Origin of the sequence: Kitasatospora sp. NPDC001547, assembly GCF_042894165.1 — a bacterium.
GTDB lineage: Bacteria > Actinomycetota > Actinomycetes > Streptomycetales > Streptomycetaceae > Kitasatospora.
In genome coordinates this window covers 59865-72018 of the sequence record NZ_JBIAVL010000012.1, presented here as the reverse complement: position 1 = coordinate 72018, position 12154 = coordinate 59865, and the positions used below count along the sequence as shown (strand labels likewise).

Annotated in this window: 10 protein-coding genes, 1 tRNA gene and 1 riboswitch; of the genes, 2 read left to right on the top strand and 9 right to left on the bottom strand. The window is 74.1% G+C overall.

Features of this window, described 5'->3' with window-relative positions; genetic code table 11:
• Positions 1-3: 3 nt before the first annotated feature.
• A complete protein-coding gene (locus tag ACFY0X_RS22135) occupies positions 4-1446 on the bottom strand; it encodes an MFS transporter (protein ID WP_387756879.1) in 1443 nt (480 codons plus the stop codon).
• Between the two features lie 104 nt (positions 1447-1550).
• On the bottom strand, positions 1551-1865 hold the full coding sequence (locus ACFY0X_RS22130) for a DMT family transporter (RefSeq protein WP_387756878.1): 315 nt from the start codon (positions 1863-1865) through the stop codon (positions 1551-1553).
• 44 nt (positions 1866-1909) lie between these two features.
• A riboswitch (guanidine-III (ykkC-III) riboswitch) is annotated at positions 1910-1976 on the bottom strand.
• 83 nt (positions 1977-2059) lie between these two features.
• On the opposite strand from ACFY0X_RS22130, the gene ACFY0X_RS22125 reads away from it, so the two are divergent.
• Positions 2060-2131: transfer RNA gene (locus tag ACFY0X_RS22125), tRNA-Cys, on the top strand.
• An 87-nt stretch (positions 2132-2218) separates the two neighbouring features.
• Here ACFY0X_RS22125 and ACFY0X_RS22120 read toward each other — a convergent pair.
• The 6 genes from ACFY0X_RS22120 to ACFY0X_RS22095 form a co-directional block, all read right to left on the bottom strand.
• Positions 2219-4546 carry a xanthine dehydrogenase family protein molybdopterin-binding subunit gene (locus tag ACFY0X_RS22120; RefSeq protein WP_387756877.1) on the bottom strand — a complete coding sequence of 776 codons (2328 nt, stop codon included), beginning with the start codon at positions 4544-4546 and terminating at the stop codon, positions 2219-2221.
• Positions 4543-5817: a 2Fe-2S iron-sulfur cluster-binding protein gene (locus tag ACFY0X_RS22115; RefSeq protein WP_387756876.1), complete on the bottom strand. Its 1275-nt coding sequence runs from the start codon at positions 5815-5817 to the stop codon at positions 4543-4545. The genes ACFY0X_RS22120 and ACFY0X_RS22115 overlap by 4 nt, the downstream gene beginning before the upstream one ends.
• Entirely contained in the window at positions 5814-6680 is an 867-nt protein-coding gene (locus ACFY0X_RS22110) for an FAD binding domain-containing protein (protein ID WP_387757053.1), read from the bottom strand. The genes ACFY0X_RS22115 and ACFY0X_RS22110 overlap by 4 nt, the downstream gene beginning before the upstream one ends.
• Positions 6681-6993: 313 nt before the next feature.
• On the bottom strand, positions 6994-8604 hold the full coding sequence (locus ACFY0X_RS22105; protein ID WP_387756875.1) for a beta-N-acetylhexosaminidase: 1611 nt from the start codon (positions 8602-8604) through the stop codon (positions 6994-6996).
• Between the two features lie 111 nt (positions 8605-8715).
• Complete coding sequence (locus ACFY0X_RS22100; RefSeq protein WP_224282582.1) at positions 8716-8994, bottom strand: DUF3039 domain-containing protein; 279 nt, start codon at positions 8992-8994, stop codon at positions 8716-8718.
• Positions 8995-9057: 63 nt separating this feature from the next.
• Entirely contained in the window at positions 9058-9642 is a 585-nt protein-coding gene (locus tag ACFY0X_RS22095; RefSeq protein WP_387756874.1) for a YqgE/AlgH family protein, read from the bottom strand.
• A 307-nt stretch (positions 9643-9949) separates the two neighbouring features.
• On the opposite strand from ACFY0X_RS22095, the gene murA reads away from it, so the two are divergent.
• Positions 9950-11290: a UDP-N-acetylglucosamine 1-carboxyvinyltransferase gene (gene murA, locus ACFY0X_RS22090; RefSeq protein ID WP_387756873.1), complete on the top strand. Its 1341-nt coding sequence runs from the start codon at positions 9950-9952 to the stop codon at positions 11288-11290.
• 72 nt (positions 11291-11362) lie between these two features.
• Here the strand turns inward: murA and ACFY0X_RS22085 are convergent, their stop codons facing one another.
• The gene (locus ACFY0X_RS22085; RefSeq protein ID WP_030242980.1) at positions 11363-11647 is read right to left on the bottom strand and encodes an HU family DNA-binding protein; all 285 of its coding nucleotides are present in this window, start codon (positions 11645-11647) and stop codon (positions 11363-11365) included.
• Positions 11648-12154: the final 507 nt, after the last annotated feature.

The following is a 12154-nucleotide window of genomic DNA, read 5'->3' as shown; positions in this document are numbered from 1 at the left end:
CCGTCAGGTCCGGGGGCGCACCCGGCCGGCGAGCAGCGCTCCCAGCAGCGACACCCCGGCCATCACCAGCAGGATCACCGCGAAGGCGCCGGGCGAACCGGCGCCTTCGGCCGCTCCGTGGCCGGCCGCTGCCGGGGAGCCGCCGCCCAGGGCCGCGAACAGCACCCCGGCCAGTCCCGTGAGCAGCACGTTGCCCAGCGCGTCGCTCATCTGCAGCGCGGCCGAGTTGGCCCCGGCGTCCTCCGGCGCGGAGAGCTTCATCATCAGCACGCTGACGCTCGCGATGGACAGCCCCATCCCGACGCCGCCGAACCCCCAGGCCACCGAGGCCGCCCAGGCCGGCACCGCCGGAACCAGCACCAGCGCGGCGCCCGCGATCGCCAGCGCGGTCAGCAGGAAGCCGCCCCGGATCATGGCCGCGCGGTAGCGCTCCGCCCCCGGCCGGCCCTGCAGCCAGGAACCCAGGGCCCACGAGAGCCCGCCGCTGGTCAGGGTGAGCCCGGCCAGCGTCGGCGACAGGCCGCGCTGGGTGGTCATCATCAGCGGGATGAAGGCCTCGGCCGCGAAGAACGCCCCGGCCGCGACGCCGCGCAGCAGGATCACCGTCGGCAGCCCGCGCCCGGCCCGCAGGGTCCGCTTCGGCAGCAGCCCGAGGACGGCCGGCACCAGCAGCGCCGCCCCGGCGATCCCGGGGAGCAGGCCGGGCAGGTCGAGGCGCTGGCCCGCGTACTGCAGCAGGCCGGCGCCGAGCGCCGCCATCGCGGCCAGCAGGGTGCGCCGGCGGTCGAAGGCGGCGCCCTTGGGCAGCGGGTGCTCGCGCTCGGAGCGGGCCAGCGCCGGGCCCATCACGGCCAGCGGCAGCAGGATCAGCGCCGGTACCGCCAGGAACACCCAGCGCCAGCCCAGGTGCTGGGTGACGGCCCCGGCGACCAGCGGGCCGACGATCGAGGGCAGCACCCAGGCCGAGGAGAAGGCCGCGAACACCGACGGCCGCAGCCGCTCCGGATAGGCCCGTCCGACCACCACGTACAGCGCGACGATCACCAGCCCGCCGCCGAGGCCCTGGATCGACCGCCCGGCCACGAACACCCACATCCCGGGCGCCGTCCCGGCCACCACCAGGCCGACGCCGAACACCGCGATGCCGGTGAACAGCGGCTGCAGCGGGCCGCGCCGGTCGCACCACTGGCCGGAGACGACCAGGGCGAACAGCGTGCTGGTGAAGTAGCCGGAGAAGGCGAAGGCGTACAGCCCGAGGCCGTCCAGCTGGCGGGCCGCGGTCGGCATCGCGGTGTTGACGGCCGTCGCCTCGAAGGCGATCACCAGGACCACCGAGACGATCCCCAGCGTCAGGGCGCGGTAGCGGCCGCCGAGCACCCCGCCACCGGGGTCGTCGTCGAGGGGTATCGGTACGGAGTCGACCGTGGTGGAGGAGGCTGTGGTCATACGTAACATCGTAAGAGCCGTCCGCCTCGGTGACCCCTGACCCCGGTCGCTGATCGACTGGGTCCGTGGACGTAGGACCAGGGGTCCCGGACGCCCCTCGGGGCTCAGTGCAGCACCTTGAGACCCACCACTCCGGAGACGATCAGCAGCAGGCAGGCGACCCGGGCCGCGGTCACCGCGTCCCCCAGGACGGCCATCCCGTAGACCGCGGTGCCGACCGCGCCGATACCCACCCAGACGGCGTAGCCGGTGCCGATCGGAATGGTGCGCATCGCGTACGCCAGACCGCCCATGCTGAACAGCAGTGCGACGCCGAAGACGAGGCTGGGAACGAGCCGGGTGAAGCCCTTGGACGATTCCAGGGCGACCGCCCACACGGTCTCCAGGAAACCCGAGACGATCAGAACGAGCCAGGCCATGACGGTGCTACCTCCGCAGTCCGCAGCGGCCGGATTGCCGCTGAACTGCGCCGTCTTGTCGTCACCGGGTACGACGCGCTCGTCCGGGGTGGCGGAAAAGCACGCCACCTGTCTCCGACGGTAGCACACTGCCACGCAGAATTTACAAAGGAGCATTGACCCCGCTCCCCCGGACCGGCCACTATGAATTCACTGGCCGTGTGCCCGAGTGGCTTAGGGAACCGTCTGCAAAGCGGTACACGCGGGTTCGATTCCCGCCATGGCCTCCCCGGAAAGGGAATTGCCGGTCGACTCCGAGAAGTCGGCCGGCAATTCCCTTTCGCTTTTCCGGATTCTCCCGGGAGATCATCCGGTCAGGCCGTGACGGCGTCCTCCGCCCGGATGGGCAGCCGACCGACCGGCAGGCCGGTGGCGGCGCGCACCGCCGCGGCGACGGCCGCCGGGGCGACCACCGCGGGGACGGCGCCGACCGCCTTGGCACCGAACGGGGCCACCACGTCGCGCTCCTCCAGCAGCGCGGCGATCCGCACCTCCGGGGTGTCCAGCGCGGTGGGCAGCCGGTAGCCGGTGAGCGACGGGTTCTGCAGCACCCCGCCCTCCGTCCGCAGGTCCTCCAGCAGCGCCAGGCCCACGCCCTGGGCCACCCCCGCCTCGATCCGGTCCTCGATCTGGCGCGGGTTCAGCGCCCGGCCGACGTCCTGGGCGACCGTCATCTCGACCACCCGCACCGAGCCCAGCTCGATGTCCACGTCCACCACCGCGCGCATGGCGCAGAACGAGATGGAGACGAAGGCGTCGCCCTGACCGGCGTCGTCCAGCGGCTCGGTGGGGTGCGGGCGGCACTGCGCGGTGGCCCACAGCTCCTTGCCCTCCAGCGCCTCGGCGACCGGCATGCCGAGCACCCCGTCGTACGAGGTGATCTTGCCGTCGGAGATCTGGAGCAGCTCCGCCGACATCCCGAAGTTCGCCGCGATCGGCTGCAGCAGCTGGTGGCGGACCATCAGCGCGGCCCGCTCGACGGCGCCGCCGGAGACCCAGGTGTGCCGGCCGCGGGCGGACGGCCCGGCGATCGACTGGTCGCTGTCGGCCGGCGCGATGTAGACCTCGCTGACCCCCAGCACGGTCTGCACGATCTGCCGGGCCAGCGTCGCGAAGCCCTGCCCGGCGTCGACCGCCGCGCAGATCACCGTGGCGTGGTCGCCGCTGACCCGCACGGTCGCGGTGGAGACCTCGTCCTCGCCCTCGGCGCCCAGCATGTGCACCATGCCGACGGCGTAGCCGATGCCGCGCCGCACCGCCGCCGGGTCGCCCGCGCCGCCGGGCCCGCCGGGCAGCAGCCACTCGGCGTCCGGGTCGTCCACCGGCAGGGCCGGCAGCGGCTCCGCGGCGACCGCGTCCAGCAGGGCGCGCACCGGCGCCGGGCAGGTGACGGCCTGTCCGGTGGGCAGCGGGTCGCCGGTGGACATCGCGTTGCGGCGCCGGATCTCCACCGGGTCCACGCCGATCCGGGCGGCCAGCTGGTCCAGCTGCGACTCGTAGGCGAAGCAGGCCTGCAGGGCGCCCTCGCCGCGCATCCGGCCGGCCGGCGGGTTGTTGGTGCGCACCGCCCAGGCGTCCACGAAGACGTTCGGGCAGACGTACGGGCCGGCCGAGAAGGCCGTCGCGGCGGCCAGCGCCTCGGCGGAGACGTCCGCGTAGGCGCCGCCGTCCAGCAGGATCTGTGCCTCGACCTTCACCAGGGTGCCCTCGGCGTCCGCGTGGTGGCGGTAGCGCAGGAGCGCGGGGTGGCGCGAGGTGTGGGTGTGGAAGGACTCCTCGCGGGTGAGTGTCATCTTCACCGGACGGCCGGTGCGCAGCGCCAGCAGGGCCAGGGTGACCTGGAACGAGATGTCCTCGCGGTCGGTGGTCGCGCCGGGCACGCCGGTGACCACCAGCCGGACCCGGTCCGGCTCCAGGCCGAGGCAGGCGGCGGTGCGGTCGCGGTCCCCGTGCGGGTCGGTGGAGGACAGGTGCAGCTCGACGCCGCCGTCCGGGCGCGGCACGGCCAGCCCGGCCTCGGCGCCGAGCGGGGCCGGGTCCTGCCGGCCGACCTGGTAGAGGCCCTCGACGACGACCTCGCCGACCGCGTCCGGGTCCCCGGTGCGCAGCGGCAGGTGGCGGAACAGGTTGCCGTCCGGGTGCAGCGGCGGCGCGGTGAAGGCCTGCTCGGGGTCGGTGACGGCCTCCAGCGGCTCGTAGTCGACCGTGATCAGACCGACCGCCAGCCGGGCGGTGTCCGGGTGGTCGGCGGCGACCGCGGCGATCGGCTCGCCGTGGTGGCGCACCACGCCGGAGGCCAGCACCGGCCGGTCGGCGACGATCGGCCCGGCCGGGGCGCCGTCGGCGGTGCCGTCCGGGCCGGGCGGCAGGTCCGCGGCGGTGACCACGGCGTGCACCCCGGGCAGCGCCAGCGCGGCCGAGGTGTCGATGCCGAGGATCCGGGCGTGCGGGTGCGGCGAGCGCAGCACGGCGCCCCACAGCAGGCCCTCGGCCCACAGGTCGGCCGCGTACGGGTAGATGCCGAGCGCCTTGGGCAGCGCGTCGCTGCGCAGCGGGGAGCTGCCCAGGCCGATCGGCTCCGGTGCGCCGCCCTCGCCGCCGTCCTGCTGGAGTGCTGCGCCGATGTCGGTAGGCGACGTCATGATGCGTGGTCGTCCTCGGGGAGCCGGATGCCGTGGGCGGGGGTGGCGCCGTACGGGACACCGGCCGGGGCGCCGCCCTCGGCCGGGGCACCGTGCGGGTGCGGGGCGGCGTACGGGGTGCCGTGCGGCGGCGTGCCGTCGTAGGCGGCGCCGGGCAGCGGGGTTCCGTGCGCGGGGGTCGGTTCGTAGACCGGGACGTCGTACCCGGTGTCATAGCCGTTCTGCTGCGGGTGGCCGTCCGGGTAGGGCACGTAGGTGCCGTGCGCGGGGGTGGCCTGGTACGGCTGCTCGGGCGTGGCCTGGTACGGCTGCTCGGGGTAGCCCTGGGGCGGGTAGTACACCTGGTCGTCGGCGGCCTGCGCGGGGACGGCGTCCCGGATCGGGGCCAGCACGGTGGTGTCGTACACGCCGCTGTCGTAGCCGTGGGGGTCGCCGTACGGCAGCCCGGCCGGGGCCTGCTCGACGCCCGACGGCCCGGCGGCGTGCCGCTGCTCCGCGGGGTTGTCGAGCGGGTGGGCCGCCGGGTGGGGCTGGACGGGCTGCTGCGGGACGTGCTCGATCCAGGCCTCGGCGTCGGTGTAGACCGGCGGCTCGACGGCCTGCCCGGGCTCCACGGGCGGCTCCCCGGGCGCCTCGGCCGCCCGCCCGGGCTCCGCGGGCGCCTCCGCCGGAGGCTCGGCGGCGGCCCCGGCGGGCACCGCCGCCTCCTCCGCCTCCTCGGCCTCCAGCGCGCGGGCGTCCGCGACGGTCTGGACGGCGGCCAGCACGCCCCGGTAGCCGGTGCAGCGGCAGAGGTTGCCGCACAGGGCCTGACGGGCCTCCACCTCGGTGGGCCGGTGGTTGCGCTGGAGCAGGTCGTGCACGGCCATCGCCATGCCGGGGGTGCAGTAGCCGCACTGGACGGCGCCGGAGGCGGCCAGCGCCTGCTGGACGTCGCTCGCGCCGCCGGCGGCCGACAGGCCCTCGACGGTGTTGATCTCGCTGTCGGCGGCCAGCGCGGCCGGGACCAGGCAGCCGGCCACCAGCTGGCCGTCCACCTGCACCGAGCAGGCTCCGCACTCGCCCTGCTCGCAGCCGTCCTTGGCGCCGGCCAGGCCGAGCCGCTCGCGCAGCACGTAGAGCAGGCTCTCGCCGATCCAGGCGTCGGTGACGGGCCGTTCGAAACCGTTGACCCGCAACGTGTACGAGGCGCACGGGCGCAGCTCGCGGCTGACCTGCGGGGAGAGGCCGAGCAGGTCGGCGTCCAGGGTCTCGATGGGGTCTGTGGTCACTTCAGCGCCCTTCCCAGTGCCCGTCGGGCCAGCACCGATACGGTACGCCGCAACCGGACGGCGGCCGCGGTCGGCCCCTCGGTCACGGCCTCCCAGGCGCCCTCGGCGCCGTAGTCGTCGGGGACGCAGGCGGAGGCCACGTACTCGCCGAAGGCGGCGGTCGCGGCCGGGTCGATCTCCCGGCTGCCGTCCCAGTCGATGCAGCCGGCCACCCAGGCCTCGGCCTCCAGCGGGCGCAGCGGGACCGGCGCGACGGCTCCGACGGCGCAGCGCACCGAGCGCCGGGCCGGGTCGAGGACGAGGGCGACGGAGGCGGTGGCGCGGGCCGGGCCGCTGCGGCCGGTGGCCTTGAGGAAGACCTGCGGGGCGTGCAGCAGCGGGACGCGCACCCAGGTGAGCAGTTCGCCGGGGCGCACCGGGTCGAGCCCGGTGAGCAGGTGACTGACCGGCACCTCGCGGGTGCCCCCCGCCCGGGCCAGGGTGACGCTGGCCTCCAGCGCGGTGAGCACCGGGAGGGTGTCGCCGGCCGGGGCGGCGGTGACGATGTTCCCGCCGAGGGTGCCGACGTTGCGGACCTGCGGCGGGCCGGCGGTGCGGGCCGCGTCGGCGAGCGCGGGGATGAGCGCGGCGAAGTCGGGGCGGTCCATCCGGGCGTGGGTGAGTCCGGCGCCGAGCACGGCGGTGCCGCCGTCCTCGTAGCGCCAGCCGCGCAGTTCGGTGATCCGGCCGAGGCCGACCAGGGCGGCGGGGCGCAGTCGGCCGGCGTTGACGGCCTCCATCAGGTCGGTGGCTCCGGCCACCGGTACCGCGGCCGGGGCGGCGGCCAGCGCGTCGACGGCCTCGTCGAGGGAGGCCGGCAGCATGATCGTCCGGTTCACCTGGGTCCCACCGTGCTCCACTTGCTCATCGATCGCCTGCCGCCCGCCGGCCTTCGGCCGTGCTGTCCTGCGTCAGCAGCCCGGCCTGGCCCGTAGGGTACGGGCGATCGGGCCGGGTTGGGCAACTCTGGCACACAATGCTCGATGATCACTTCTGGGCCGGTGAACGGGGCTGCCCGATTGGGACTGATACCGGGCGGTATCTGCCCCGACCCGCTCCGGGTCAGGGCAGATGTTCATCAGTTCTTGACGTCGGACGACCGTTCAGAAGTTCCCGGTGAGGAGCACCGGGGCGTGTCTAGCGCACCGGCGGCGGGCCCTCGATCGGCCGGCCGGCCACCCCGGGCCGGCGCTGCCACGGGTGCGGCCCGTCGGCCGGGCGGTACTCGACGCCGAGCGCGTCCAGCGCCCGCAGGTGCGTCGTGAGCCGCCGCTCGAAGCCGGCGAAGTCCCGCTCGGCCGGCTCGGCGGGCAGTTCGGACCAGGCGACCTCGGCGAAGGCGACCAATCGGGGGAAGGCCCGGTAGTCGAGGTCCCGGGCGCTGTCCATGAACTCGCTCCACAGGTTGGCCTGGGTGCCGATCACGCGCCGGGCGGCGGCCTCGTCCAGCTGCTTCGGGACCGGCTCGAACCGGTAGACGTCCTCCAGCGTGCGCACGAAGCCGACCGGGATCGGCTCGTCCGGCCCGTCCGCCTGCCGGTGGTCGAAGTAGACGTGCTGCTCGGGGCACATCACCACGTCGTGCCCGGCCTTCGCGGCGGCGATCCCGCCGCCGAAGCCGCGCCAGGAGGAGACCGCGGCGCCCGGGGCGAGCCCGCCCTCCAGGATCTCGTCCCAGCCGATCAGCCGGCGCCCGCGCTCGGCCAGCCAGCGGTCGAAGTGCCGGATGAGGTGGCTCTGCAGCTCGTCCTCGTTGGCCAGGCCCAGTTCGCGGATCCGGGCCTGGGCGGCGGCGCTGTCCTTCCACTGCTCCTTGGGGCACTCGTCGCCGCCGAGGTGGATGAACTCGGACGGGAAGAGCTCCAGGACCTCCTCCAGCACGCCCTCGAAGAAGCGCAGGGTCTCCTCGGAGGCGTTGAGCACGTTGTGGCTCACCCCCCAGTCGGTCCAGACCCCGAGCGCACCGGTGTCCACCACGTCGGTGTTGCCCAGCTCGGGGTAGGCGGCGACGGCGGCCTGGGTGTGGCCGGGCAGGTCGACCTCCGGGACGACGGTGACCCCGCGGGCGGCCGCGTAGGCGACGATCTCGCGCAGGTCGTCCTGGGTGTAGTAGCCGCCGTGCGGGCGGTCGTCGCGGCGCTGACCGGTCCGGTAGCCGACCATCGAGCGCTCCCGCCAGGCGCCGCGCTCGGTCAGCCTCGGGTAGCGCTTGATCTCGACCCGCCAGCCCTGGTCGTCGGTCAGGTGCAGGTGCAGCACGTTCAGCTTGTGCGCGGCCAGCAGGTCGACGAAGCGCAGCACGTCCGACTTGGGCAGGAAGTGCCGGGCGACGTCGAGCAGCGCGCCGCGCCAGCCGAACCGGGGGGCGTCCGCGATGTCGGCGCCGGGCAGCACCCAGCCCTCGCGGCGCAGCGGCGAGCGGCGGTAGGCGTCCGGTCCGAGCAGCTGCCGCAGGGTCTGCGCGCCCCACAGCGCGCCGGCCGGGCCGCCCGCGGCGACCAGCGCGTGGCCGGGGCGCACCGTGATCCGGTACGCCTCGGCGGCGAGCGTTCCGTCCTGGACCAGTTCGATGCCCGCACCCGGCCGGCCAGGGCCGAGCGGCAGCCCGGTGGCGGCGGACAGGGTGGCCCGCAGCCAGCGCTCGGCGTCGGCCAGCGCGGGGGGTGCGGTCAGCGTGGTGGCGGCGTCGAGCGGATAGTCCTCGTCCGGGCGGCGGGCGGCACTCGAAGGTGCGGGAATGAGGTCCATTCCGACATCCTGCCCACGCCCCGGACGATTGGCATAGACCACCCGGGAAACCGGGTGCTATGCAAAACGGCGTTGTGCGGAACGCCACGGACTCCCGGCGGACGCCCCGGACTACTTGTTGTCGCCGTCGCCGCCCTGCGGCTTGCCGATGCCGTCGTAGATCTCCTTGCACATCGGGCAGACCGGGTACTTCTTCGGGTCGCGCCCGGGCACCCACACCTTGCCGCAGAGCGCCACCACGGGGGACCCGGAGAGCGCGCTCTCCATGATCTTGTCCTTCTGGACGTAGTGCGCGAAGCGCTCGTGGTCGCCGTCCCCGTTGGACACCTGCGGGACGGGCTCGACCAGGGTGCCGGTGCCGAGGCCGCGCTCGGGCTCAAGAGTGCTCATGGGTGCCAAGTCTATGGGGGCCTGCGGAAACCGGGCCAGTGTCGCGGCGCCCGGCCGGTCGGCTCAGTTCATCGTCGGGTCGTCCGGGTAGGTCGCCAGCAGGGCGACCGGCCCGCGCTGGCGGCGCAGCACCGCGCGCCACAGCCGCTCCGGCTCGGGGCTGGAGACGTCCCCGGGCTCGCAGTCCACCAGGTACCAGGCGCCGGTCTCCAGCTCCGCCTCCAGCTGCCCCGGCGACCAGCCGGCGTACCCGGCGAAGATCCGCAGGCTGCCCAGCTCGCCGGCCATCACCTCGGGCGGCGCCTCCAGGTCCACCAGGCCGATCGCGCCGTGCACCCGCCGCCAGCCGAGCGGCTCCCCGGTGCCCGGCTCCCCCGGCGCCACCGCGAGGCCGAGCGCCGAGTCCAGCGCCACCGGGCCGCCCTGGAACACCACGGCCGGCTGTCCGACGAGTCTGTTCCAGCCGTCCAGCACACTGCCCACCTCGACCGGCGTCGGCCGGTTGAGGACCACGCCGAGCGCCCCCTCGGCGTCGTGGTCGAGGAGCAGCACCACCGCCCGCGCGAAGTTCGGGTCGGTGAGCAGGGGCGTCGCGACGAGCAGACGGCCGGTCTGGGACCGGCCTCCGTGCGAATGGGCCGCCGTCATGCCCACATGATCCCGCAGAACGGCCCCGCTCGGACACCGCAACATGCCGAAACCCGCCACGCCGGACGAACACCCGTACGGCCGCACCGGAGGGCGGGCGCGGGCCCGGAGAGAGCACCATCACGGGAGAGGCTCACGGGAACCATCGGCACGCCCACTACCATCTACGTCTGGTGGACGCCTTCGTACGGTGCCGGCTCGGTTTCGCCGGGGGCCCGAACGCGCCCGTAGACGACCGGTCCACCACCGGCTCTCTCCCGGAGCCCCCTTCCCCCCGACTCCTCTGGCACCCCGGATTGCGAGAACGATGACCGACGACGTCCTGCTGGTCCACGGCGGAAACCCGCTCGAAGGCGAGATCCGCGTCCGCGGAGCGAAGAACCTGGTGCCCAAGGCCATGGTCGCCGCCCTCCTCGGGCAGGGCCCCAGCAGACTGCGCAACGTCCCGGACATCCGCGACGTCAAGGTGGTCCGCGGCCTGCTGCAGCTGCACGGCGTGACCGTGCGCACCGGTGACGAGGACGGCGAGCTGATCCTCGACCCCTCGCACGTCGAGAGCGCCAACGTCGCCGACATCGACGCGCACGCCGGCTCCTCGCGGATCCCGATCCTGTTCTGCGGCCCGCTGCTGCACCGCCTCGGCCACGCCTTCATCCCCGGCCTCGGCGGCTGCGACATCGGCGGCCGCCCGGTCGACTTCCACTTCGAGGTGCTGCGCCAGTTCGGCGCCACCATCGAGAAGCACCCGCAGGGCACCTACCTGGTCGCCCCGCAGCGGCTGCGCGGCACCAAGATCGAGCTGCCGTACCCCTCGGTCGGCGCGACCGAGCAGGTGCTGCTCACCGCCGTCCTCGCCGAGGGCGTCACCGAGCTGCGCAACGCGGCCATCGAGCCGGAGATCGTCGACCTGATCTGCGTGCTGCAGAAGATGGGCGCGATCATCACCCTGGGCACCGACCGGACGATCCTGATCACCGGCGTGGACGAGCTGAACGGCTACAACCACCGCGCGATCCCGGACCGGCTGGAGGCCGCCTCCTGGGCCTGCGCGGCGCTGGCCACCAAGGGCGACATCTACGTCCGCGGCGCCCGCCAGCTGGAGATGATGACCTTCCTGAACACCTTCCGGAAGGTCGGCGGCGCCTTCGAGGTGGACGACGAGGGCATCCGCTTCTGGCACCCGGGCGGCGAGCTCAAGGCGATCGCCCTGGAGACCGACGTGCACCCGGGCTTCCAGACCGACTGGCAGCAGCCGCTGGTGGTCGCGCTGACCCAGGCCACCGGCCTGTCCATCGTCCACGAGACGGTGTACGAGTCGCGGCTCGGCTTCACCGGCGCGCTGAACCAGATGGGTGCGCACATCCAGCTCTACCGCGAGTGCCTGGGCGGCACCCCGTGCCGCTTCGGCGCCCGCAACTTCCTGCACTCCGCGGTCGTCTCCGGCCCGTCCAAGCTGATCGGCTCCGAGCTGGTCATCCCGGACCTGCGCGGCGGCTTCTCGTACCTGATCGCGGCGCTGGCGGCCGAGGGCACCTCGACCGTGCACGGCATCGACCTGATCAACCGCGGCTACGAGAACTTCATGGAGAAGCTGCGCGACCTCGGCGCCCACGTCGAGCTGCCGGAGGAGCAGCTCGTCGACGCCTGACGGTCCGGCACGACGGCGAGAGGCCGGGCTCCCCAGCGGGGAGCCCGGCCTCTCGGGCGTTCAAGGGGTGGCTCAGGCAGCGCCCTTGGCGGCTTCCTTCAGCTTGGAGCCGGCGCTCACCTTGGCGCTGTAGCCCGCGGCGATCTGGATCGGCTCGCCGGTCTGCGGGTTGCGGGCGGTGCGGGCAGCGCGGTGGGTGCGCTCGAAGGTCAGGAAACCGGGGATGGTGACCTTCTCGTCGCCCTTGGCGACGACCTCGCCGACGATCTCGGCGAAGGCGGCCAGAACGGCGTCGGCGTCCTTGCGGGTCACCTCGGCGCGCTCGGACAGCGCGGCCACCAGCTCACTGCGGTTCATGTGTACTCCTGTGGTCTGTTCGCTTGCGGTGCGCGGGGGCCCATCGGTGCTCCCACCGGGGGGCACCCGGATAGGCCGCAGGTCCGCACACTGTGCTCATGCAGGCAATGCGTGGTCGCGGGCCGGGTCCGTACCCGATGCCGCGCGCCCGGGCCGTCGAAGGCCCACCCGCCCGCCTGGATACGAATCCTGCCCCGACCGGCCCCGAGAAAGCCAATCGGGCCCCGGCTGAGCCACCCGAACATCGCCCGCCCGTCGGAGGTGTGACGCCCCGTCGGCTCCGGCGGACCGGGAGCGGGCGGCGGTCGGGACGACACGCCGGAAGACCAGGGGGACGTTCCGTACTTGTCGGACACGCCTGCCCCGTGCAGAGCTACGGTACGCCCTAGGACTGACAAGCCCAAACACGCCCCTCGCCCTTGTGTCGCAAGGGTTCGGGGCGGGCTTGGAGGGTATGACCACTATTCGTACGTTTGAGCGATCTGCGACACGTCGCCCGATCCGGCC